At 33.4% G+C, this 25,166-nt stretch carries 23 protein-coding genes; 14 read left to right on the top strand and 9 right to left on the bottom strand.

The window, feature by feature from the left end; genetic code table 11:
- The first annotated feature begins 8 nt into the window (after positions 1-8).
- The 5 genes from pnuC to ACM39_RS16905 all read left to right on the top strand — a co-directional run bounded on the left by pnuC (position 9) and on the right by ACM39_RS16905 (position 6,018).
- Entirely contained in the window at positions 9-680 is a 672-nt protein-coding gene (gene pnuC / locus ACM39_RS16925) for a nicotinamide riboside transporter PnuC (protein WP_048512234.1), read from the top strand.
- A 4-nt stretch (positions 681-684) separates the two neighbouring features.
- Entirely contained in the window at positions 685-1,335 is a 651-nt protein-coding gene (locus tag ACM39_RS16920) for a hypothetical protein (RefSeq protein WP_048512233.1), read from the top strand.
- Positions 1,336-1,440: 105 nt separating this feature from the next.
- The gene (gene dapF, locus ACM39_RS16915) at positions 1,441-2,208 is read left to right on the top strand and encodes a diaminopimelate epimerase (RefSeq protein WP_048512232.1); all 768 of its coding nucleotides are present in this window, start codon (positions 1,441-1,443) and stop codon (positions 2,206-2,208) included.
- Positions 2,209-2,235: 27 nt separating this feature from the next.
- The gene (gene mltG / locus ACM39_RS16910; RefSeq protein ID WP_048512231.1) at positions 2,236-3,261 is read left to right on the top strand and encodes an endolytic transglycosylase MltG; all 1,026 of its coding nucleotides are present in this window, start codon (positions 2,236-2,238) and stop codon (positions 3,259-3,261) included.
- Positions 3,262-3,429: 168 nt separating this feature from the next.
- Positions 3,430-6,018 (top strand): TonB-dependent receptor domain-containing protein, encoded by a 2,589-nt coding sequence (locus ACM39_RS16905; protein WP_048512230.1) that lies wholly within the window; start codon positions 3,430-3,432, stop codon positions 6,016-6,018.
- A 45-nt stretch (positions 6,019-6,063) separates the two neighbouring features.
- On the opposite strand, the gene ACM39_RS16900 is transcribed toward ACM39_RS16905, so the two are convergent.
- The 5 genes from ACM39_RS16900 to ACM39_RS16880 form a co-directional block, all read right to left on the bottom strand.
- Complete coding sequence (locus ACM39_RS16900) at positions 6,064-6,510, bottom strand: adenylyltransferase/cytidyltransferase family protein (protein ID WP_048512229.1); 447 nt, start codon at positions 6,508-6,510, stop codon at positions 6,064-6,066.
- A gap of 10 nt (positions 6,511-6,520) precedes the next feature.
- Positions 6,521-7,291 carry a methyltransferase domain-containing protein gene (locus ACM39_RS16895; protein WP_048512228.1) on the bottom strand — a complete coding sequence of 257 codons (771 nt, stop codon included), beginning with the start codon at positions 7,289-7,291 and terminating at the stop codon, positions 6,521-6,523.
- Between the two features lie 11 nt (positions 7,292-7,302).
- Entirely contained in the window at positions 7,303-8,325 is a 1,023-nt protein-coding gene (galE, locus tag ACM39_RS16890) for a UDP-glucose 4-epimerase GalE (RefSeq protein ID WP_048512227.1), read from the bottom strand.
- Between the two features lie 18 nt (positions 8,326-8,343).
- Complete coding sequence (locus ACM39_RS16885) at positions 8,344-8,496, bottom strand: hypothetical protein (RefSeq protein ID WP_165585134.1); 153 nt, start codon at positions 8,494-8,496, stop codon at positions 8,344-8,346.
- A gap of 285 nt (positions 8,497-8,781) precedes the next feature.
- Positions 8,782-9,906 (bottom strand): DegT/DnrJ/EryC1/StrS family aminotransferase, encoded by a 1,125-nt coding sequence (locus ACM39_RS16880; protein WP_048512225.1) that lies wholly within the window; start codon positions 9,904-9,906, stop codon positions 8,782-8,784.
- A gap of 86 nt (positions 9,907-9,992) precedes the next feature.
- On the opposite strand from ACM39_RS16880, the gene ACM39_RS16875 reads away from it, so the two are divergent.
- The gene (locus ACM39_RS16875; RefSeq protein ID WP_048512224.1) at positions 9,993-11,597 is read left to right on the top strand and encodes a S8 family peptidase; all 1,605 of its coding nucleotides are present in this window, start codon (positions 9,993-9,995) and stop codon (positions 11,595-11,597) included.
- Between the two features lie 156 nt (positions 11,598-11,753).
- On the opposite strand, the gene ACM39_RS16870 is transcribed toward ACM39_RS16875, so the two are convergent.
- Positions 11,754-14,288, bottom strand: a complete 2,535-nt coding sequence (locus ACM39_RS16870) for a phosphoenolpyruvate carboxylase (protein ID WP_048512223.1) — start codon at positions 14,286-14,288, stop codon at positions 11,754-11,756.
- A gap of 108 nt (positions 14,289-14,396) precedes the next feature.
- Here ACM39_RS16870 and ACM39_RS16865 point away from each other — a divergent pair, with 108 nt between their 5' ends.
- The 8 genes from ACM39_RS16865 to ACM39_RS16830 all read left to right on the top strand — a co-directional run bounded on the left by ACM39_RS16865 (position 14,397) and on the right by ACM39_RS16830 (position 20,425).
- Positions 14,397-15,068 (top strand): hypothetical protein, encoded by a 672-nt coding sequence (locus ACM39_RS16865; RefSeq protein WP_048512222.1) that lies wholly within the window; start codon positions 14,397-14,399, stop codon positions 15,066-15,068.
- A gap of 83 nt (positions 15,069-15,151) precedes the next feature.
- A complete protein-coding gene (locus ACM39_RS16860; protein ID WP_048512221.1) occupies positions 15,152-15,556 on the top strand; it encodes a hypothetical protein in 405 nt (134 codons plus the stop codon).
- Between the two features lie 35 nt (positions 15,557-15,591).
- Positions 15,592-16,209: a hypothetical protein gene (locus ACM39_RS16855; RefSeq protein WP_048512220.1), complete on the top strand. Its 618-nt coding sequence runs from the start codon at positions 15,592-15,594 to the stop codon at positions 16,207-16,209.
- 45 nt (positions 16,210-16,254) lie between these two features.
- Positions 16,255-16,794: a helix-turn-helix domain-containing protein gene (locus ACM39_RS16850; protein ID WP_048512219.1), complete on the top strand. Its 540-nt coding sequence runs from the start codon at positions 16,255-16,257 to the stop codon at positions 16,792-16,794.
- Between the two features lie 86 nt (positions 16,795-16,880).
- Positions 16,881-17,807, top strand: a complete 927-nt coding sequence (locus ACM39_RS16845; protein ID WP_048512218.1) for a hypothetical protein — start codon at positions 16,881-16,883, stop codon at positions 17,805-17,807.
- Positions 17,808-17,881: 74 nt separating this feature from the next.
- On the top strand, positions 17,882-19,045 hold the full coding sequence (locus ACM39_RS16840; protein ID WP_048512217.1) for an iron-containing alcohol dehydrogenase: 1,164 nt from the start codon (positions 17,882-17,884) through the stop codon (positions 19,043-19,045).
- A 189-nt stretch (positions 19,046-19,234) separates the two neighbouring features.
- Positions 19,235-19,705, top strand: a complete 471-nt coding sequence (locus ACM39_RS16835) for a lipocalin family protein (RefSeq protein WP_048512216.1) — start codon at positions 19,235-19,237, stop codon at positions 19,703-19,705.
- A 63-nt stretch (positions 19,706-19,768) separates the two neighbouring features.
- The gene (locus ACM39_RS16830) at positions 19,769-20,425 is read left to right on the top strand and encodes a GDSL-type esterase/lipase family protein (RefSeq protein WP_048512215.1); all 657 of its coding nucleotides are present in this window, start codon (positions 19,769-19,771) and stop codon (positions 20,423-20,425) included.
- An 85-nt stretch (positions 20,426-20,510) separates the two neighbouring features.
- Here the strand turns inward: ACM39_RS16830 and ACM39_RS16825 are convergent, their stop codons facing one another.
- The 3 genes from ACM39_RS16825 to ACM39_RS16815 form a co-directional block, all read right to left on the bottom strand.
- A complete protein-coding gene (locus ACM39_RS16825) occupies positions 20,511-21,863 on the bottom strand; it encodes a DEAD/DEAH box helicase (protein WP_048512214.1) in 1,353 nt (450 codons plus the stop codon).
- A gap of 69 nt (positions 21,864-21,932) precedes the next feature.
- Complete coding sequence (locus ACM39_RS16820) at positions 21,933-22,439, bottom strand: hypothetical protein (protein WP_048512213.1); 507 nt, start codon at positions 22,437-22,439, stop codon at positions 21,933-21,935.
- Between the two features lie 149 nt (positions 22,440-22,588).
- On the bottom strand, positions 22,589-24,238 hold the full coding sequence (locus tag ACM39_RS16815) for an ABC1 kinase family protein (RefSeq protein ID WP_048512212.1): 1,650 nt from the start codon (positions 24,236-24,238) through the stop codon (positions 22,589-22,591).
- Positions 24,239-25,166 lie beyond the last annotated feature (928 nt).

Genomic DNA, 25,166 nt, shown 5'->3' with positions numbered 1-25,166 from the left:
TTGATAACATGAATTTATACGATCTTTTCGTAAAGCCCTACGAAAACTACAATTCACTACAAATTCTTCTGGAAGCATCCGGTGCATTCTTCGGAATTATCAGTGTATATTTTTCAATTAAAAAAAATATCTGGGTTTACCCTACCGGTATCATTTCCACATTGATTTATGTTTATATCCTTTTCAACTTCGGCTTGTTGGGAGACTGTATGATAAATATTTATTATACTGTAATGAGCGTATATGGTTGGATTTTATGGTCAAAAAACTCAAAAGATCATATTCATGTAGAAGTTTCGTGGGCAACAAAGAAAGAATGGATTTATGGAAGTCTTCTATTTATATTAAGTTTAATTATAGTTACTGTTATATATTATTATAAACCTTATATTGACAATAAATTTTCGATGGAAGGAACAAGCTTAGGCTTATATCATCTTGATTGGGGCAATTGGCTGGATGTTATTACTACTTCAATATTTTTAGTTGGAATGTGGTTTATGGCTAAACAGCGCATTGAGAACTGGATTTTCTGGATTATCGGGGATTTTATTTGTATGCCCATGATGATTTATAAGGGACTTGGGATCACTTCGGTGCAATATTTGGTATTTACTATATTAGCTATCCTCGGATATCTAAATTGGAAAAAAAGTTTTAAAGTAAAAAAAGTACAATAAAGTCATGAAAAATTTATTAAAAATAGCGTTTAGTATTTTTGCTATAAGTAGTTTAGCATCCTGTCTTGCTTATTCTGACGGCTATGCAAACAGTGGTGGTTATGGCGATCCATACTACAACAATGGTTATTACTACGCACCGTCTGGATATTACGGAAATGGCGGATATTATGGAAACGACGGATATTATTATAGAAATGATGTAACTTATTATTATGATAATGGTATGCCATACTATTATTACAATTATAATAATTCCAGAAGAAAAGTATATGTAGAAAGAAGGGGAAACGGAAATTCGAGCAATCAGAATACTTATAGCGGCGGTTTTAGAAACTCAAACTCTAATACCAGCCAGGGAAGCGGGTTTAAAAATCAAAACAGGCAAAATAATAACAGCGGAGGTTTTAGAAATTCAAATTCTAACAATCAAAGCAATAAGGGAAGCGGGTTCAGAAATCAACAGCAAAATACTCAACAAAGACCACAAAATAATAACAACAGTGGTTTTAGAAACAGCAATCCTCAACCTACTGCTCCGCAGCAGCCACAGCCAAGTAATTCAAATTCAGGAGGATTTAGAAACAGCTCCAGCCCTCAACCAGCTGAGCAGAATAGCTCCTCATCAAATTCAGGAGGTGGTTTCAGAAGATAATATAATCATTCTAAATAATAAAAACGAACAGCAAACACTGTTCGTTTTTCTTTTAAATATTAGTAATTTTGTAAGTTAATTTTTGAACAAATTAGAGAAAAGAATATGGAATTTTATAAATATCAGGGAACAGGAAACGATTTTGTAATGGTTGACAATCGTGATTTGCAGTTTCCAAAGGATAAAAATATAATAGAGAAACTTTGTGACAGGCGTTTTGGAATCGGTGCAGACGGTCTTATCTTATTGGAAAATGAAGACAATTACGATTTTAAAATGGTTTATTACAATTCAGACGGTGGAGAAAGCACGATGTGCGGAAACGGGGGCAGGTGTTTGGTTGCTTTTGCTTTTTTCCTAGATATTTTTGAAGGTAAATGCAAATTTATCGCTATCGATGGTGAGCATGAAGCAGAAATCCACAATGGAATTGTAAAACTTAAAATGATTGATGTCAGCTCAATTTCAAATGACGGTGAAGATACCGTGATGAATACCGGCTCTCCACACTATGTAAAATATGTTGAAGATTTGGTAAACTACAACGTTTTTGCACAAGGCAACAGCATCAGAAACTCTGAAAATTATAAAGAAAAAGGCATCAATGTAAACTTTGTAGAAAAAACTTCTAATGATGAAATTTTTGTAAGAACCTATGAACGAGGCGTTGAGGACGAAACTTTCAGTTGTGGAACAGGAGTTACAGCTTCAGCTTTAACTTTTCTGCAAAAAAACAATCTAATCTCTGTAAAAGTTAAAACGCTGGGTGGAAACCTAAAAGTTTATGCCGAAAAAAATGGAGAAAACTTCCGTAATATTTGGCTTGAAGGTCCGGCAAAACAAGTTTTTAGAGGTAAAATAGACCTTTTTTAAATTAGTAAAAACTTTTAATCAACATTTATGAAAAAAGCTATTCTCATCATCATCTTACTTGTTTTTGTAGTAGGAGGATTTTTTGGTTTGAGATTTTATAATAAATATTACGGTAACAACGTAGAAAATGATGGATATGTTTTGATTCCTCACAACGCGAATTTTAAACAAATTCTGGATTCTGCAGGGAAATATGTAAAAGATAAAGAATCTTTTGAAGCTGTTGCCAAATCTAAAGATCTTGAGAAGTTTTTCAAACCGGGACGTTATCATTTTCAAAAAGGATTGGGAAATACCAACCTTGTAAATATGATTAAAGCCGGAAATCAAAGTGAAAATAGCTTTAGAATTGGTGATTTTGGGGATATTTATCAAATGGTTGGTAAAGTAACTAAGAAAACAGAGCTGGATTCTTTAAAATTTGTGAATGACCTTAATTCTATTGCGACGGGAAAAGGTTACAAAAATGCTGAAGATTTAAAAAAATACTTCTTCATTGATACTTACAATTTTTTCTGGACAGTTACCCCCAAAGAATTTTTCAAAAAATTTGAAGATCAATATAACGAATTCTGGACAAGCGAGAGAAAAGCCAAAGAGCAGCAGTCTTCCCTAACAAGAGAACAAATCTATGCCTTAGCTTCTATCGTCTATAAAGAATCAGGAGGAAAGAAGGATGAAATGAAGACGATAGCAGGATTGTACCTAAATCGATACAGAAAAGGTATGAAATTGCAATCTGATCCTACTGTAATTTATGCTATAAATCAGCAGACAAACTTTAAAGAATCCATCAAAAGGGTTTTATATAAACATCTTTCTATTCCATCGCCTTATAATACATATGCAAATGCAGGAATTCCTCCGGGACCAATTTGTATAGTAGATAAAAACTCTGTAGATGCAGTCTTGAATGCAGAAAACAATAACTACATCTTCATGTGTGCAGATCCTGCAAGGCTTGGGTATCACAAATTTACGGCAAGTGCTGAACAGCATGCAATCAATGCAAAAGCTTATCAGGACTGGCTCAATTCTAAAAATATCAAATAATAAAAATATTTAACTTTATTTTAACAATTTATTAATTAACATTCTGCTTTAAAAAGCGACATATACATTACAAATAAATAAACTAATCCTAATATTTTGAAATTTACACAATTATAGATTTCACAATATTAAGAATAATATTTCACGATTTTACACAAAAACGAATCTATGAATCAGACGGAAATTATTAACCTTTTCACAAAAAAAACTTTAGGGCTTACTTTCGTTCTATCAGCAGCAGCAATGGCTTTTGCCCAAGACAAAGTGGGAGTTTCCGGCTCGGTTGTCAACAAAAGCAATCAGCCTGTACCTTATGCATCTGTGACATTCAGTAATAAAGCCAACAAGCTTTTGAGTGATGCCACTCTTACTGATGAAAAGGGACAATATAAACTGGATCTTGCTCCGGGAAATTACGACATTACCATTGAAGCAATCGATTACAAAAAAAGCCTTGTAAATAAGGAAATTACAGCAGCAGGAAGTATAGGAGCATTGTCAATAGAACCTGAAACAAGTGCAACTAATGTGAAAACTCAGGATATCCAGGGAGTTACTATTACGGTACAGGCTACAAAACCTTATAAAGTAGAGCTGGACAAAAAAACTTATGATCCGTCCCAAGATATTGTAAGTAAAGGTGGAAACCTACAGGATGTTTTAACAAATGTACCTTCTGTTTCTGTTGATACTGACGGAACTGTTTCCATGAGAGGAAGTAGCAACGTTAAGTTTTTAATTAATGGAAAACCTTCTGCTCTACTTGGAATTGATGATGGAGCCAATGCATTACAAAGTATCCCGGCTGACCAGATTGAAAAAATTGAAGTAATTACGAATCCATCTTCAAAATTTGAAGCAAGCGGAACATCTGGTATTTTAAATATTATTTTAAAAAAGAACAAAAAGGTAGGTTTTAACGGAAATATAACTGGTACTTTAGGTTATTTTCCAAGAACTGCGCTTAATGCTAATCTAAGCTGGAGAAAAAATAAATGGACTTGGTTCCTAAACGGTGGCGGTGGCTATTCTGAAAACAAAAGTAAGAATGATACGGAAACTACTTATCATAACATCACATTCCCTAGTATTCCTGCAAATCAAATAGAACAACCAAAAGATATTCAACAATATCAATTACAAAACTCAACCAACAAAAGCTATAATAACAATTATAATGCAAGTGCTGGATTTGTATACGATATTTCTGACAAAACTTCTTTAAATGTCTCTGGAGTTGTAAGAACATTTGAAGGCGATACTAATGAAACTCTAAATACCTATAATGAATTCTACAGATATAGCATGACAGCCCCCCAACAGTGGAACTTCATGCAATCGTATGTTGAAAGAAATTCTGTAGGTACTAATAAAAATTTGGCTTTTCAGGGTGATGTGGGCTTAGACCACAAGTTTGACGATAAAGGTCAAAATCTTTCGTTATCATTAAGCTTACAAAGAAACAGAAGTAATAACAATTCTAATATTCTTGAAACAGAAAATTCTGCATTTTCTTTGCAAGATATCACAAGCAGAAAATCTATCAATAAAACTGTTGTAGGAAAAGCAGATTATGAACTCCCTATTGGTGAAAAATCTAAGATTGAAGCTGGATATAGATTGGATATAAATAGCAATGATTATGACAATACGGTAACAAGTACAGCAGATAATCCCTTTTTACCTAACTATAATAATACAACAGAATACAGAGAAATATTCAACGCTTTTTATTTACAGTTTAAGAGTAAAGTAGGAAAACTTGGATATCAATTAGGTTTGAGAGATGAACTTTCTAACGTGAAAATCAATTATTCAAATCTAAATCCACAGTTTGAACCTATTAACAAAACTAAAAACTACAACAATCTATTCCCAAGTATATTTTTGAGCTATGATTTATCTAAAGACAATCAGATTTTAGTTAATTATTCTCGAAGAATTGACAGACCAAGAGCATTCTTTATGGTTCCTTTTCCAAACTACACCAATAGCCAAAATATTTTTGAAGGAAACATAGATTTAAACCCGTCATATGTAGATTCTTATGAAGTAGGTTACAGCATTTCAAGAAAAAAATTCACAGTTAATCCCACTCTTTATTACAGACATGCAACTGATGATACTAAAATGCTAGTATACAGACCAGATGAGAGTGAAAGTGTTTTCTATACAAAACCAATCAATTTAGGTAATGATGACAGGTATGGTTTAGATTTAAACTTTACTTATGATCCGTTTAGCTGGTTGAAAATAATGGGTAGCTTAGATTTATTTGGTTATAAAACTACAGGTATAGCTTATTATACGACTAAAGATGTCGAAGGAAATGATAAAATTGGCTCAATGGACTTTACTGGAGATGGTTTTTCAACAAGAGCTAGACTAAATACAACCTTCAAATTAGATAAAACTTTAAGTGTACAATTACAAGGATTTTATAGAGGAGCGCAAAAATCTGCAAACCAAAATACTCAGGATATGTATGCTTTAAATTTGGGGGCTTCTAAAACAATTTGGAAAGGTGATGGAACAATTGCTTTTAATATCCAGGATATTTTTAACACAAGAAGCAGAGAAGTATTTAGTTTCAATAGCGATTATACGCGTAGAAACTATATGCAGTGGCAACCAAGACAGTTCTCTATATCACTTACCTACAGATTCAAACAAGGTGAGAAAATAGAACAACCTAAAAGAAAAAAAGACATCAACGCTAATGATTCAGGTGGCGATGAGCAAGGTGGCCCAATGTAATAATATAGACATAAAAAATCCCGAAAATAAATTTTCGGGATTTTTTTATTTTACAGTTTGAGAGATTTTTCTTTCTTCAGCTTCATAAATTCGTCTTCTTAAGTCACTTGAGGAAAACCTGTGGTCTCTTTTATTATAATAAATCTCAATGCCTTTTTCTTCGCAGTATTTCTTGCCTGTGAAATCTCTATCCATATAATCATCTCCGATTATTCTTACATCGATTACAAAAGACTTTAAAATATCTTCTAAATCTTCTTCTGTATAATAAGGGATAATCTCGTCTACAGCGCTCACCGCTTTCAGCTGAATATATCTTTCAACAATAGTCTGAGTGGGTTTATTCTTTGTCGGACGGTCATGAGAAGGATCAATCTGTAATCCAACAATTAAATAATCACATATTGTTTTTGCTTCTTCTAGCATTTTGATGTGTCCTGCATGTAGTAAATCAAATGAGGAAAATGTAATACCTATTCTTTCTGTTTTCATATGAGTATTTTTAAAATTTCGCCGATATAAACGTTCTTTTAAACGGATAAAATACGGGCGATTCCGGGAAAATATTTTTTAATTCATTTTTATAATCTTGTTTAAAATTTTCTTTCAGACTTTCATCTGATAATTTTTCTATATAAGGAATCATTGCAGTTCCGGAAGCCCAGCTAAAAATAGCTTCCGCATCTTCCATTACATGAGGAAAAACTTTCTCGAACACAACAATTTCTGTTCCATTATTCTTATATAGGATTTCTGCATAATCTTCAATCTTCAGAACAGTATATTCTCTCTTCCAGGAATTATATACTGTTTTATATGGTTCATTTTCTGCCACTTTTCTAAGTAACTGATGAACAATAAATTCATGATTAGAAGGAATCTGAACTGCCAGCTGTCCTCCCTTATTAATTTTACTGATAATCCTCGGAAACAATTCTTTATGATTATCACACCATTGTATTGCAGCATTCGAGATTATTAAATCAAATGTATCATTTAAATTTAACTGTTCCTCAATTGTTCTTTTCTCAAAATGTAAACGGCTTGTTTCAAAATGTTTCGCTTTTTCAAGCATTTCAGCAGAAGAATCAATTCCCAAAACTTTAGAATCTCTTAAATAATCTAATATTTTTGAAGTCAATTCGCCCGTTCCGCACCCCAAATCCACAACAGACATATTGTCTTTTGTGTCATCAACAAGCTTCAGTAAATCAAAGAACGGAGCAGAACGCTCATCTTTAAACTTATCATAAACTTCAGGATTCCAGGCCATACATTATAATTTTAAGAATTTCTTGACTTCAAATATTTCTGCCATTCCCAAGTTGTCTTCAAAGCTTCTTCCAAACTTGTTTCTGACTTCCAGTTAAGTTCTTTTTCAGCTTTATCAGCATTGGCATAAGCAACAGTAATATCCCCATCCCTCCTCTCACAAATTTGATAAGGAACATCTACATTATTAGCAATCTCAAAAGCTTTTACAACTTCCAGTACAGAAGATCCTTTTCCTGTTCCTAAGTTATAAATATCAATTGTAGTTTCTTCAGATTTGTTTTCAATCAATCGTTTCAAAGCAGCAACGTGAGCTTTTGCAAGGTCTACAACGTAAATATAATCACGAACTGCTGTTCCGTCTACCGTAGGATAATCATCTCCCCAAATATTCAGCTTTTCTCTGATTCCGGCGGCAGTTTGTGTAACGTAAGGTACTAAATTATTCGGAATACCAATCGGCAATTCACCTAATTTCGCAGTCGGATGCGCCCCAATCGGGTTAAAATATCTTAACAACGAGATTTTTCGGTGGTAAGCTTTTGCAAAATCAGTCAGAATCTCTTCACCCATTTGTTTGGTCTTACCATAAACGCTTTCAGGCAATTTTAGGGGTGTATTTTCATCAATCGGCATTTCATCTGCCTGTCCGTAAACTGTACAAGATGAACTGAAAATAAAGTTTGAGATATTTCTTACTTTAAATTCCTGAAGAATATTAATCAGCGAAAACAAATTATTTTCATAATAATCCACAGGTCTCTCCTGGCTCTCGCCTACCGCTTTGTAAGCTGCAAAATTGATACAGCCATCAATTTTATGTGCATCAAAAACCTGGGTAAGAAGTTCTTTTCTTTTTAAATCAAAAGGATAAAAAACAGGTTTTTTACCTGTGATTTCTTCTATATTATTTAAAATAAATCTTTCCGAATTAGATAAATCATCTACAATAACAACCTCAAAGTTGTTATTTAAAAGTTCTACAACTGTATGAGAACCAATATATCCAAGTCCGCCAGTGACTAATATTGCCATTTTTCTATTAATATTTTTTTAATCTTCGTGTTTTCCTATGTTTTCTATTTCTAATTCATTTAAGTTTCCCTTATACTTAAATCTTTTAGCTATAAATAAAAATGCAAATGCTATTAAATATAAAATAAATACGACAAAATAATCATCTTTATTTTCACCAAAATCTTTCATTATAAAAAAAGACATTAATACTCCTAACGATAGTATAATTATTATTAAAATAAATAAACTTGATAAAACAATCACACTATTTTCATTTTTCAGGATTAAAAAAGTCAATGATAAAAATGATAAAAAAAAACACTGAAAAAGTTGTGATAGAAAATAAGATATCATTTAAGTTATTAAAAGAATTTGTAATTATCCGATTAATAGTAGCAAATGCAATCATTATGATTGCACTTAAAAAAAGCATTAACCAATAGACAAATTTGCATTTAAAAACTCTATTTTTCATTATCCCATAAACTCCAACACAGCATCCGTAATATACTTCAACTGCTCATCATCAAGCTCTGTATGCATTGGAAGCGAAATCACTTCGTTTAAGAGTTTATCTGTATTTACAAAATCTGCATCATTACTTTCCTGATAGTAAGCTTTTTGCTTTCTCAAGGCTACAGGATAATAAATCATAGCCGGAATATCTTTTTCAGTCAAGAATTTTTGCAATTCATTACGTTTTCCGTTCAAAATTCTCAAAGTATACTGATGGAAAACGTGTGAAGAATCTTCTGCTCTTTTTGGAGTCAAAATATTAGGATGATTAGCAAAAGCCTCGTCATAAAAATCAGCCGCTTTTCTTCTAGATTCATTGTAAGTATCCAAATGAGGAAGTTTTTTTCTTAAAACAGCCGCCTGGATACTATCCAAACGGGAATTTACTCCAACTTCATCGTGATAGTATCTTTCATACATGCCGTGGTTTACGATACCTCTCAAACGGTGTGCTAATTCGTCATTATTGGTAAAAATTGCTCCTCCGTCCCCGTAACATCCTAAATTTTTAGACGGAAAAAATGAAGTCGTTCCCACCGTAGACATCGTTCCTGATTTTTTCACTGTTCCGTCAGCGAAAGTATAATCTGCCCCGATTGCCTGTGCATTGTCTTCAATCACATATAAATTATGCTCTTCTGCAATTTTTAAAATTTCTTCCATATTCGCACATTGTCCGAAAATATGTACAGGAATAATAGCTTTTGTTTTTGGAGTAATGGCTTTTTTAATAGCTTCTGTTGAAATCGTAAACGTATCATAGTCTACATCTACCAAAACAGACTTAAGTTTCAATAAATGAATAACTTCCACTGTTGCAGCAAAAGTAAAATCTGCCGTGATAACCTCATCCCCTTCCTGTAGATCCAGTGCCATCAAAGCTATCTGAAGAGCATCAGTCCCGTTGGCACAAGGAATAACATGCTTTACGTCTAAATAAGACTCCAATTCATTCTGGAAAGACTTTACTTCAGGGCCATTGATAAAAGCCGCCGAATCCATTACATTTAAAACTGCATTATCTACATCATTCTTTATTTTGTAATACTGACTTTGTAAGTCAACCATCTGAATTTTTTTCATAAATAAATATTTGTGTAAAAATAAGGAATTTAAAATCCTTTCAAAAATTTTATTGATTTTGTTTTATCTTTATACAAAAGAATTATATGAAAAAACTTTTACTTTTTTGTTTTTTAGCAGGTTACACTGTTAGTTTTGCCCAGACTCAGCTGGTTTTTGTCTATTTTAAAGATAAACCGAACAAGGCTGCTTTCTATGCAAACCCGCTATCGGAGCTTACGCAGAAATCGCTTGACAGACGTACAACATTGGGAGTTGCACTGAATGATCAGGATGCTCCTATCGAACCAGCTTATATTCAAAACATTCAAAATCTGGGTTTTATCGTAACAGATTATTCCAAATGGCTGAATGGCGTTGCCGTAAACGCAACTCCGCCCCAAATTACAACGCTTCAATCTCAGCCTTATGTTCAAAATGTTGAAAGTTTTGCTAAAAACTCTTCTACCGGAACAAAAATTAAGAATACCAATAAATGGGAAAATTTGTCAGATACCAATAAAACGCTGACTAATTTTGATTATGGTTCAGGTACGGCACAAATTGATCAGATTAATTTAAGACCTCTTCATCTTGCAGGATATACAGGAACAGGAGTTGCGATTGCCGTGATCGATGCCGGATTCCCTACCGTAGACACAGGTTCTGCATTTTCAAGAATCAGAAATAATAATCAAATCAAAGGCGGTTATGATTTTGTATCAAAATCAAATGACATATATAATCCATCATTATTTGACCACGGAACGGTAGTTTTAGGTTCTATCGGCGGCTTTATTGAAAATACTTTTGTAGGTTCTGCTCCTGATGCCGATTTTTATCTTTACCGGAGTGAAAATGTTGCCGTAGAAATTCCTGAAGAAGAATTATACTGGATTGAATCTGCAGAAGAAGCCGACAGAAAAGGAGTCGATATTATTACAACATCTTTGGGGTACTCCACCTTTGATGATACAAGGTATGATTATGACTATGCGGATATGAACGGAACAACCTCTTTCATCGCAAGAGCAGCTGAAATTGCAGTTAGTAAAGGAATTTTTGTACTTATTGCAGCAGGAAATTCAGGAGCACAGGCTTGGCATTATATCACAACTCCGGCTGACAATACAAGAGTTTTCACGATTGGTTCGGTAGATTCTGCGGGAAATCCTTCCGGTTTTTCATCTTTTGGACCCAATGCTTCCGGATCCATAAAACCTGACGGAAGCACGAGAGGTTCAGCTTCTGCAACGGTAAATAACAATACTATGACAACAGTAAGCGGAACTTCTATTGCCACCCCCATTGCTGCGGGAGGAGTTGCGTGTTTGCTTCAAGCATTCTATACGATGGATAGAGATATAATGAGAAACAGATTAAAACAAACGGCTTCTCTTTACCCCAACCATAATGACCAAATGGGTTTTGGAATTTTAAATTTCGGAAGTTTTTACAATAGTTTTTTAAATACTTCTGACCTTGTAAAAAAAGAGAAGCTCACTATCTTTCCCAATCCTGTTAAAAATATTTTAAATATAGCTTCGGAAAGCGATGTTATTTCTCTAGGTATTTATGACAACTTAGGAAGATTAATCATGACAAGCAAAAATGAAAAATCTATCAAAGTAGATTACTTCCAGAGCGGAGTTTATTATCTCAAAGTACAGACGAAGGATAAAGTCTATTATGAGAAATTTATAAAAGAATAAAATAAAAAATCCTCTCAAATTGAGAGGATTTTTTATTTTATTCTTTAGGTTTTTAGATATAATTTAAGACATTCTTATTCTGTAAGGATCTAAATAACAGTTTTTAAAGATTCTTCATTTTACTTACGCTTCATTCAGAATAATAAGTAAAACATTTTAAGCTGAATTTCTGCTTGCATTAATATTTCCAAACAAAGACCGCGTCACCAGTTTTCCATACGCTTCCAAATTACCTTCCCCTTTCTGGATTTTCATCAGCGCATATTGCTGAATACTCAACAGCGGAAGCACAATTTTCTCGCGAATCTTCACCGATTTTCTGGAAAGCGGATCTTCTTCCTGAAGCATTTTGAATCCGGTAAGTTCCAGCATGATATCCTTTGAAAGCTTATATTCATCAAACAGGATATTCCAAAAAGCACCGAACTTCGGATTATTTTTAATGTAATACGTCAACGGGAAATACGTCTTATTCATACTCATCATCGAGTTTAAAACTAAAGTTTTAAAGAAGTCTGAACCTTTGTATAACTCCCTGACTTCTTCAAACCTTCCTTCCTCCTTCATTTGCTGCATTGCAAAACCAAAGCCAAAGAATCCCGGAACGTTTTGCTTCAACTGCGACCAGGATCCCACAAACGGGATTGCCCTTAAATCTTCAAATTTCAGATCACTTCCTCCCCCTCTTTTTGACGGGCGGCTTCCGATATTTGTTTTGCCGTAATATTCCAGCGTACTCATTTCCTGAAGATAAGGAACAAACATCGGGTGGGCTTTTAGGTCTGAATATTTTTTATAACTGATTTCGGCTAATTCAATGATTAAGGCTCTCTCTTTTTCTGTTAACTCTTTCTTTGAATTTTTGAAAACATCATTCTCGACTCCGGCTGTCAAAAGCTGTTCAAAATTATATTTTGCCTGCTCTTTATTTCCAAAAATGCTTGTGATAGTCTGGCCCTGAATTGTTAATTCAATTTTATTATTGGCAATCGTTTTTCCCTGAGAAGCATAAAAATCGTGAGTTTTCCCCCCACCTCTTGCAGGCGGTCCACCTCTGCCGTCAAAGAAAACGACTTTAATTCCGCTTTCCTCCGAAAGTTTCGTTAAAACCTCTTTTGCTTTATAAATTTCCCAGTTGGCTTTCAGATATCCTCCGTCTTTTGTTCCGTCTGAGAAACCAAGCATAATAGTCTGCTGATTTCCTCTTTTTACCAAATGCTTTTTATAAACGGGATTTTGATACAATTCGCTCATCACATTTTCAGCATTGGCAAGACCTTCCATCGTTTCAAAAAGCGGAACAATATCCATATTAATATCTTCATCCTGATATCCGCAGATTTTGAAAAATGCATACACATTCATCACATCTTTCACCGCATCAGAATTAGAAATAATGTAACGGTTCATTCCCCTCAATCCGTTCTGCTGCTGAAGTTCTGAAATCTGGGAAACAGTCTGCAATGTATCTTTAACAATATCTTCAAAATCATCTCCATTGACTTTATCTGAGATTTGAATTAATTGATTAAACTTTTCTTCATAGGTTGCCTCAGTATTTCCATAAACTTTTACAAAAACCTCATCAATTACCTGTTGGTGAATTCTACTGTCTTGTCGAATATCCAGCGTTGCAAAATGAGTCCCGAATATTTTCACCCTATCTCTGAAATTGATCAGCAAATCGAGGAATAAAGAATTGTGCTGTTCTGCCAGAATTTTTTCCGCTTCATCGGTCCTTTTCAGAATATCTTCTGCCGAAATTGCCTTTCCATCAAAAATTGCAGCGTATAATTCGTCATTCAATTGTTGTAAAACCTCTGAAACTCCCCTGAAACTCAACCTTCTTCTAATGAATTTTAAATGACTGTAATATGATTTTAAAATTGCAGAACGAAGCTCATGCGCTACTCTTTTCGTCACATCTGCTGTCACAAAAGGATTTCCGTCTCTGTCACCACCCGGCCAGAAACCAAGCTGAATAATATCTTCATGCAAGTGAAAATTTCCGTTTCCGAAAGTTTTTTTGATTTTGGTAAACAATTCACCAATCGTGTCGTAATAAACATATCTCAAATAAGAAATAATACTTAAAGCTTCATCAATCGGAGTTGGTTTTTCTTTATTTACGAAAGGTGTTTTCCCCAATTGCTGCAATAGCATATCAATGTTGGTCACAGAATCCGAAGTAATTGCCGTTCTCAAATCCTGAATAATTCTCTGAACCGAGCTCGGATAAAACTGTGTCGGGTGCGCCGTGAAAACCACTTTTACCGTAAAGTCTTTCAGTTTTTCACGCACTTTCTCAAGTTTATGGTCTTGATGTGAACGTTCGAAGAGATTAGTCACTGTTCCGTTATCACTTTCAGAGTGAAGATTTGGGAAAGCAGCATCTTCAATACTATCAAACAAAACTACCTGTCTTTCAATATACTGTATGATTTTAAAAAGCAGTTCGAGTTTCTGCTCTTCCGTCTGTAAATCGGTATGATTTTTAAAAAATTCTTCAACGATTTCCTCAGGTGTTTTTCCTGCTTCGTAGCCAACCTTGCTTTCTTCGCAAAGGAACGGAAGCAACATCCCGATATTCGTCATTTTATCATAAGGCAGGCTCATAAATAATGAATTATAGATCTGGAACTTATTTTCCACGATCTGCCTGAATTTTTCTGCGCGTTGGTCGTGTATCATATAACAAATGTAGGGGATTTTGATTTGAATTTAATATCTTTTTATTTTAAAAATAATTAAAATACCCTACATTTTTATTTAGATTTGAAATTATAAAGACATATTTTCATGAAATACATTCTTTTTTTTATAATTCCTGTTTATTTTATTTCCTGTTCTACGGAAAGCTTCAAAAAAGAGCTTCAAAATTCTTTTAATTCAGATACAATAAAAACATTTACGGACAGCATTAGTATCGGAAAAAAAGGATTTAATAAAGTTACATTGCAAACAATTTCGGAAAATAATAAGCTAAAGACATTATCAAAGTTTTATTCCAGAAAGAAAAACAGTTGGTATCTGGAATATTCTTTTCTGGATCCTGAAAACAATTTCATATTTGAAAACCCTAAAATAGTAGATTTTAATAACGATGGATATAATGATTTTACCTATACTTATGCCAAAAACAAACTTAGTGGAGATGAATTTAAATATTTGTTCATCTTCCAAGGCAATAATACTATATCATACGTTGAACAATCTTATAAGTATCCTAATTTTTACTTCGATAAAAATACTAATTTACTAAGTACACGTTCATCTTTGGATAATCGAACTATTTTTATGAAATTATCTGGGAACATCTTATTACCCATTGCTGTTGTAGAACAGCAAAAAGATAGAATTGCCGTAAGTATATACGAAAAAGATAAAGAAAAAATAATTTATATAGATTCTATTAACACTTACAGGAAATATACTAGATTCAAGAATTATACTCCATTAGAGGTTTATTAGATTATTAATTTTTCATAAATAATTATTTTTCAATTACATTTAATAAATACGTAATTTTATATTCCAGACCAATCCATATTTCAATGAAAAAAATCACCCTATTCCTCCTACTAATTTTCACTTTAATAAGCTGTGGTGACGGCTGTTACAATGCTCCTCAGACGATAGCTTTTGAATTCGTTAATTCCAATGATGAAAATTTAATCACAACTGGAGCTCTTACCACTTACTCAATCACTGACGAGAATCAAGTTGGAGTACAATTAACGAAAACATCTGAAGATATGGTGATTTTAGAGGGCGTTGGAGCTTATAATGGGACAAAAAAATATAAATTCAATTCAAATATTAAGAGTTTTGATTTTTCAATCCAATCGTCGGAGTTTAAAGGAGGCTGTGATGGTTATCAAATCAATAAGTTAACATTTACAGGTATAAATATTGACGTAACAGACGAAAAAGGATATTATAAAATTGTATTGGAATAAATTTTCACTTTCTTAAATTTGTCAAAGTCCATTATATGAAAACACTCACAACAGCTTTTTTCTTTTTATCCTGCCTGCTATTTTCCCAGACAACAAAAGCTGTTCCCGATGATTACAAAAAAATACCAAGCATCCTGGATACAACAGATTATTTGTATCCTTTTATCGTTCCTGATAAAAAATTTGAATATTGGTCGGTTTTGCAGAATAATACAGATCCTGACGAAGCCATTATTTATGAAAGCCAGATGCCCGATTTCATGACGGTTAACGATCCTGCTCCGGAGAAAGGCTTCTTTCAAAAATGTTTGGGTGAGAATTGTTTTTCTTACATCATCGCCTGTGAAAACAGCCGGTCAAGATATTTTTCTAATGAGCAGCAATTGAGAGATTTCATAGGATTTGTTGATAATCTATCCGAGGCTATTTTAGTCGCAAACACTTACGGTTTTACAGTTGATACATCGAATAAATTGAGCAGTTCATATAAAATTGATGGCAAGTACATTCATTTATATTTGTCAAAGTCAAAAGATTGCCCAATTACAAAAGAATCATTTTTTATTACGATTAACAGAGAAACAGGCAAACTGGAATCAAAAAGTAACGGAATTTATTTTAAAAATGAAGATTGCAATAACCTCATTCAGTAAAATTTCTCCTAATCTGATTTAAAACAAACTAACAACCTTTTAAAAATGAAAAATAAAGTTCAATCCTTGAGAGAAAGTAAAAATTTAACTCAAACTGAACTCGCAGAAAAATCCGGGCTTTCTTTAAGAACCGTTCAACGAATAGAAGCCGGAAATATTCCGAAAGGCTTTACCTTAAAATCTCTTGCATCAGCATTAGAAACAGAACCGGAGAATTTAATTTTAAGACAAGAAATTTTTGACGTTTCAAGAGCAAAATTAATCAATCTTTCAGCCTTATTAGGCCTTATCCTTCCATTTGGAGGAATCATTTTTCCTTTAATATTGACTTATAAAACAAAAGATCAGAAAAATAAGGAACTTGGAAAAGATATAGTATCTGTTCAGATTATTTTAGCAATTATTGTTTTCGTATCTATGATATTGAGTCCGTTTATCCAGAAAACATTTTCCATAAAAATTCCTCTTTTTATTATTCCTTTAATTTTATTATTATGCTTAAAATTGGTTGTTGTGATTCTTAATGGGATAAGTTTGAACAAAAACAAAAATTTATATATAAAACTGAAAACCAATTTTTTATAATTAAAGTCGTACAAATGACGTAAGATTGTCATATCAATTTCGCTTAAAATCTAACCCTAAATTCCGAATCTTACAGAAAAAACGGAATGAAAACTTTTAAGAAAATTGCACTTAGTTTATTAATCATTTTTATTATTACAATTGCTGGAGGATATTTTTATTTTAATAAAAAATTTACACCACCGTCCAATCGTCTCAAAGTATCAGGAGTTTCCGGAAATATAAAGTTAGTATGGATTTCGGATGGGAACAATCCTTATTCAGCTTTGCTATTACCTGTTCAACTAAAAGGAATTGACAAACAGTTTTATATGCAATTGGATTCCGGATCGCCAACTACCGTTTTTTACAAAAATTCCTTGCTATCAATTCAGGAAAGATTTTCACTTGCAAAAAATGTAAAGGAAATTTTTTCAAGTTTCCAGCTAGGCAAAATGCACATTTCTTCTCCTGATTTTGGAATGATAGATTATGGGAATCGAATTGATTTGGAAAACCCAGAAACTAAAAACATCATCGGAACAATTGGTTCGGATTTAATGGAAAAAAGAATTATTATTTTAAATTTTAAAGATACTATTGCTTCATTTACCGATAAAATTAATGAAAAAGGATGGTCCACGTTTGAATTTAAAAAGCGGAAAATCTTACTTCCTGCAAAAATCGGAAACGAAAATTTAAAACTAATGTATGATTCAGGAACCAGCGGTTATGAATTGGTAATTCACAAAGAAAGCTGGAGTCAATACAGAATTTCGAAAAGCAATATTAAAATTGAAAAAGGAAACGCTTGGGGAAAAAGTTTAACCATAAAATCATCTCCGGCCCATCAGGAAATCAGCTTCGGAAATTCAGCCTTAAAACTCTCTGAGGTTACCTATATTGAAGGAACTTCGAAAATGCAAAACTTTTTGATGAAAAGTGCAGGAATGCAGGGAATGCTCGGTAATAAAATATTTTTAAACCATAGTCTGATTTTAGATTGTAAAAACCAAAAATTTAAAGTAGAATAATATAAATTTTAAAGCTTTCTTAACTCTATTTTCATTTTTCATTGTGTAAATTTGATGTACAAAATTTAAGAACAATGCTTAATTTCGAGTTTAAAAATCCTACAAAAATACTTTTTGGAAAAGGTGAAATTGCAAAAATTTCAAACGAAATTCCTAAAGATGCCAACATATTAATGATTTACGGTGGCGGAAGCATCAAAAACAACGGGGTGTATAATCAAGTAAAGGAAGCTTTAAAAGATCATGATTTATATGAATTCGGTGGAGTCCCTGCCAATCCTGAATATGAAGTTTTAATTAATGCTTTACGCTTTATTAAAGAAAAAAACATCACCTATCTTCTTGCAGTGGGCGGCGGTTCTGTAATTGACGGAACAAAATTCCTTTCTGCAGCTGCTAACTATGATGGCGAGCCGTGGGAAATTTTGAAAAAACCGGTAAGAACTTTTGAAGGTGAAGGAATGCCTTTCGGGACTATACTGACTCTTCCCGCAACAGGTTCTGAAATGAATTCAGGATATGTGATTTCTAGAAGAGAAACCAATGAAAAATTATCAACAGGAGGACCCGGACTTTTTCCGCAATTTTCGGTTTTAGACCCTGAAGTGGTAAGGTCTATTCCTAAAAATCAAATTGTAAATGGGCTTACAGATGCTTATACGCACGTTTTGGAACAATATATGACCGCCCCTTCTTCTGCTGATTTGCAGGAAAGAATTGCTGAAAGTATTTTAATTAGCTTACAGGAAACAGCTCCGAAAGTTTTGGCTGATGAATTTGATTATGATGCAGCAGGAAACTTTATGTGGTGTTGTACAATGGCTCTTAACGGACTGATCCAGAAAGGCGTGATCACAGACTGGGCTGTCCACGCAATGGGACATGAGTTAACCGCTCATTTCGGAATCGACCATGCAAGAACATTGGCCATCATAGCGCCTTCTCATTATCGTTATAATTTTGAAACCAAAAAAGGAAAATTAGCGCAATATGCCGAAAGAGTCTGGAGAATCAAAGACGGTTCTGTGGAAGAAAAAGCAGAATTGGGAATTAGAAAATTAGAAGAATTCTTCCATAGCCTACATATTCAGACTAAGCTTTCAGAATATACAGAAGATTATAAAGGTACAGCAGAAAAGGTAGAAAAAGCTTTTACAGAAAGAAATTGGTTAGGATTGGGTGAATACAAAAAACTGACTCCTCAAGACGCTTACAAAATCGTAGAGATGAGTTATTAATAAGCCGCAGGCAGGAAGTTTTGCAACATTTGAAAGTCAAATTTTAGAATAATCAAGACTTCCAGCCTCCGACTTCCCTCTCCAAACCTTAAAATTATCTTATTTACAAACATTCGTTTAAAAAACCTGAATTTCATTATAGATATTACAAATTTATTTTTATTTTAGCATATTCTTAAATTTGTAAAAATGAAAAAACAACTACTTTTATTTGCCTTTTCAGCGTTAGCGCTTACTTCATGTGAAGATGATGATATCAAAGCTTATGAACTTGACATGATGAAAGGCGACTGGAAGGTGAGCAAAATAGAGTATGTTTCAGGAAAAGACAATAAAACTGTAATTGATACTGATATTCCTGAAGGGTGTATTGCCAAAAGTGTACTTACTTTCAGAACAGATTATTATGTAAAATATGTAGCTTATACAGGTACGGATGCTAATTGTCAGTTAAGCGGTACAAGTGAAGGCACCTATACTTATAATGAAGAAACGAAAGATTTGGTACTAAAATTCAAAGATGAAGATGATGACAAATACAGAGTGACAGTTCTTACAAGTACTGAATTGAAAACATTGCAAATTCAAAGTGCGGACGAAGCTGAAGATTATGATAATGATGGAGTCACTGATCTCATCTATATCAGCTACAAAAGATAAAACCTAAACTCCCGAAAACCTCGGGAGTTTTTTAATGAGATGTATTAATTTAAATTATTAACAATGAAGAAGATTCTTTCAGCATTCCTTTTGCTGACTTTCGCCCTTTTCTTTTCACAGGAAAAAAAGCCAATGTTCTGGCAAGACATTCAAGATTTCAAAAAATTAGATCAGGAAACCCCTCCGCCAAAAGATGCTATTCTTTTAATAGGAAGTTCATCTTTTACAAAATGGACAGATGTCGCAGATTATTTTCCGGGGAAAACTATCATCAACAGAGGTTTTGGAGGTTCCAGATTAACAGATTTAAACTATTTTTCTGAAGATCTTTTAAATCCTTATCAACCCAAGCAAATAATCATTTACTGCGGCGATAATGATTTTGCCGACAACGATAAATTAAAAGCAAAAGAACTTGTTGAAAGATATAAAACATTCTACAAAAAAATCCGTGCAAAATTCCCAACTATTGAGGTAGATTATATTTCAATAAAGTACTCTCCCAGCCGCGAAAATCTCTGGCCTCAAATGAAAGAAGCTAATAAAAGAATCAAAACTTTTATGGATAAAGAGCCAAATGCAGAGTTTATAGATATCACAAAGGGAATGGAAGATGCTAATGGAAATGTGAGAAAAGATCTTTTCGTAGAAGATATGCTCCACATGACTCCGGAAGGTTATCAAATTTGGGCAAAAGCTATGAAACCTTATATGAAATAGTTTACAGCCAGAATGATTATTATCCATTTGACAAATAAAAAGTGCCCCTGAAAAATATCTAACTTTTTAGGGGCACTCTATTTTTTTATTTCTTTCTTTTCGATTTTGATATCGCTTTTTGCTGAGCCCTGTTCGCCCCAAACTTTTTAGGAGCTTTTCTTTTTGAGGGCCCTCCCCAGTTTTCTTTCTTATTTTTATCCTTCTTCTCATGGAATGCCCCTCCGCCCTCATTAAGTTTTACCTGAGCAGGATTTTTCATTACAATCTGATCTTCTTCCGAAGCTATTTTTTTAGGATTAATTTTCACCTCTTCAGGGAAATCAATAAATTGTAAATCTTTATCCATCAATAGCTCGATATCAAGAATTAACGGTTCTTCTTTTTTAGTAACGAAAGTTATGGCTTTACCATCTTTATCAGCCCTACCCGTTCTACCGATCCTGTGAATATACTGTTCAGGAATATCGGGAGTTTCGAAGTTGATAACGTGTGTAATATCAGAAATATCCAGACCTCTGGCCATTACGTCCGTAGTAATCAAACCTCTGATTTCTTCATTTTCAAAACTTTTCATAGCCTTAAGCCTGTAGTTTTGAGATTTATTTGAGTGAATTACATCAAACTGACCCGGGAAAAGCTCATCGATTTTTGTGAATAATAAATCCGCATTTTTTTTATTGTTATTAAAAACCAACACTTTTGACATATCTGTATTGTTTTTTAATAAATACTCAAGTAAATTAATTTTAGTATTAAAATTTTCTACTTTATAAGCCGTTTGCTCAATTTTTTCAAGTGGTGTCCCGGATTTAGCTAATGAAATTTCGACAGGACTTGCAAAATATTCGTCAAGCATTTCATCTACAGCTTCCGTCATGGTTGCTGAGAAAAGAATATTTTGCCTCTTCTCTTTCATCATTTCGAAAATATGCGTCAGCTGCGGTCTGAAACCAAGATTAAGCATCTCATCAAACTCATCAATGATCAGCCTCTGAATTTCCTTTAAAGAAATGGCATTGTCAATGGCCAGATCCATCACCCTTCCCGGAGTTCCCACCAAAATATCACACCCGTCATTAAATAATAACTTTTGAGTATTGATATTTTTACCACCATAAATTCCGATAACTCTTGCAGTAATATTTTCCGTCAGTTTCTCAATAATTTCTGTTACCTGAACTACCAATTCTCTTGTAGGAACTAAAACCAAAACTGTTGGGTTACCTGTTTTGTTGTATTTCCAGGATTTAAGGACAGGCAGAAGATACGCTAATGTTTTCCCCGTTCCGGTCTGTGCGATTCCCATCACGTCTCTTCCGGAAAGTATTGGCTTTAAGCTCTTTTCCTGAATAGGGGTAGGTTCGAATAATTCCAGATCTGCTAAAACATCAAGGATTTTAACCGGAAGATCAAAATCTGCAAAAGTGAGTTTTTCCATTTTGCAAAGATAAGTATTTAATTATTTGTAAAAAGTAGGAATAAAATGTATTCTTATAGCGGTATGCTATCAATCAACTTTTATACTTTTGCTGTTAATTTTAATATCATCATCTTTCCAAACGCTTGATGTAATAATTACATTTCCTTTCTTTTCAGGATCTTTTTTAATCGGAAATTTATCATCTTCCCATTGTGAGCAGTGCGTAGAAATAGGTGATACCAAAGGCTCCCAGTTATTTTTCTTGTAGGTGTAAACATAAAACGGATGCCAACAGCTTGTACACCAATTCGGATAAAATCCTATATCATCTTTTCCGTCATGATTTATGTCTTCCAAGTTGTATAAAGTTCCACTGTTTGCAGGAGAAATCGTGAAAGGTTTTATATTTTTATCACTAAAATAAATGATCGTCTCACATTTCCCGTCGCAATCATCACTACAGTCGCTCACTTTTATATACGCATATTCTTTCTTTCCGTTTCCGTCAAAATCACCTGAAATTCCGTTTTTTTCTGTTTGCGCAACCAGAAATGAGCTGCAAAATGTGAATATTATTAATTGTAATGCTTTCATTGATTAATTGTTAATTAATGTTCCGCGTTAATTATCATCCTGAATAAAGCACATGGAATGAATAATCTATAATATTAAATTCCCGATATTCTTTCATAATGACACATTCTCTGTATGTTTCAAAGGTTATAAATGGTTTTAAAATAAATTTATTTCCTCGTAATTCTCAATAAAAGTATTACAACTAAAAGTATTGAGAAAATAAACCCTAATACCGCAACCAAAGATAATTCCCCAATTCTCGGTCCGGTTTCCGAAACAAAGACAATTGCTGTTGCGATAATATTCGCCCCTAAAATCATTGCCAAAATCAAATTAACAATACTAGATTTTATTAATTGATTGGTCTTTTCGATATTCTTGATTTCACTGGAAACCGTGAATTTATTTTCGTCCAATTTCTGTAAAACAGAACGCAATTCTCTGGGAATTTCATCAACATTATCCGTGAAATTCATCATTTTATCCATTCCCGTTTTTAAAATATTCTTTGGATTTATCTTTTTAGCGAATATTTTTTTAGTATAAGGATGAAGGCTTTTTACAATATCCAAATCCGGGTTAATCGTTCTCCCTACTCCTTCTATCAAGCCAATTCCTTTAAACAAAAGATAAAAATAATCCGGCATATACAGTCGGTTATCCTTTAAAACATCTTTCATTTTATTAATAATCGCCTGCGGATTAATCTCTTTCAGGGAAGTACTGTGGACAAAATTCAGGATATCTTCCACATCACTTTCAAATCTTCTCTCATCCGGAATTTCATAGCTGATTGCCATTTTTTTTAAGTAACGTACAATCTTATGCGGACTTTTGGCCACAAAACTTACAATAAGGTTTTCCAGAATTTCTTTATCATTGGGAGGGATTTTTCCGACCGCACCGAAATCAATAAAGACAATTTTTCCGTCTTTTTTCACTAAAATATTTCCCGCATGAGGATCAGCATGGAAAAAACCGAAATCCAGAATCTGTGATACAAAAAGCCTTAATCCCACTTCGGAAACATATACAGGATCAATCTGGTTTGCTAAAAGATTTGCTTTATCCGTCACCTTTATCCCCTCAATAAATTCCATACAAAGAATATTATTGTTGGAAAATTCTTCGTAGATTTTAGGAATATAAGTTTCTTTATTGCTTTTGAAATTTCTTCTGAACTGCAGAATGTTTTCTTTCTCGTTAATTAAGGAAACTTCCTCCAATAATGACTTTTCGAATGTCGATATCGCCTGTTTCAGGTTCAGCTTCTCTCCTATTTCAGAATATGACGACACCAGCTTTTCCAAATCTTTGATCAACAGTAAATCATCTTCAATTACCGACTGTACATCCGGTTTTTTTATCTTTAAAATCACCTGATTTCCGTCTGATAAAGTCGCTTTATAAACCTGTGCGATAGATGCAGTTGCCAATGGCTCTTTCGGAATCTCCTGAAAATGATCTGAAACAGTAATATTAAATTCGTTTTCAAGAATTTCATCTACATTCATTTCTACCGTATCTACTTTATCCTGAAGCTTCTGTAATTCCTGAATAAGCTCCGGCGGAAGGAGATCTTCCCTGTTGCTGAACGTCTGACCAAGCTTCACAAAGGTAGGCCCCAATTCTTCCAATACAAGTCTTATTCTTTCATAGACTGTTCCTTTGGAAATAATTTCGTCAGAAACTGAAGAATCCTCTTCCTGCTTGTTTCCGCCATTCATCCTTGCCAACATATCCTTAAAACCGTATTTACTCAATACAGAAATTAACCTGGCGGATCTTTTCAGTTTTCTTTGCTGTTTATTAAACATATTATATATGTATCAAAAAATGGAATCTCAAAGTAACTCCAAAAATTATTCCTATTCAGTTTTTTTTATCAGTCTTTATGAATTTTACCCACTGGCGACAATGTTAAAAAGCAGACTGATAAAAAAATATTATCCTGTTAATAAAAATTGATGAAATAAAAAATTTCAATCCCTGACACTAACTATTCCTAAAAAATAAAACTTATATAACAGAATAATAAAAAAATTTATTACAAAAGAAGAAATTTAATTTAAGAACCCAGTTTGTCACCCTGAGCCTCAGCGATTTTTCTTTGAAAATTTTTAAAAAATATTTTTATCTTCGCAGCAAATTTTAATAAAAACAAAAGCGTAAGCTATCATATTGGTATTAGAAAACCGCGAATTTTCTTAAGTATCCCTAAAATGATAGGCTTACGCCCGTGTATCTTATATGGGCGCGGGCGGAGTCTTTCTGGGATATTGGGTTCTTCGCGGTACCTCTAATACGGATTGACTTTTGCCTCGTGCCTTTTGCTTATTGCTACAATCCAACTAAAGAAAGAAATAATGCATCTCTATATATTACGACAAGGTTTGTCGCTTTAGAGGATTAATTTTGTAAAAAATAAAGAGCAAAACAAAGAATTAATAAAATATTGATAAAAATTGGTTCCATTAAGGGAATCCGCAATTTGTAAAGCAGAACACTTTATATATTTGAAAACGTAAAAAAATTAATGCCCATGAAAAAAAATTATTTTGGCGCACTCTTGATGTGTACATTTCTCGGTATGTCCGCCCAGGAAGTAGTCTGGCAAAAGGATATTAAATCCTCGACACAGGATTTTCTGAGCCAGGTAACCACCACCATCGACGGTCAGTACTTAATCTCAGGAAGCTCTATCCGGGCTTCAAAACAGCAATCTACCGAAAACAAGCAGAACAA

Origin of the sequence: Chryseobacterium sp. FH2, from assembly GCF_001045455.1 — a bacterium.
Taxonomy (GTDB): domain Bacteria; phylum Bacteroidota; class Bacteroidia; order Flavobacteriales; family Weeksellaceae; genus Chryseobacterium.
Note: the sequence above shows the minus strand (reverse complement) of the source record. Positions and strands in the feature narration are given on the sequence as shown.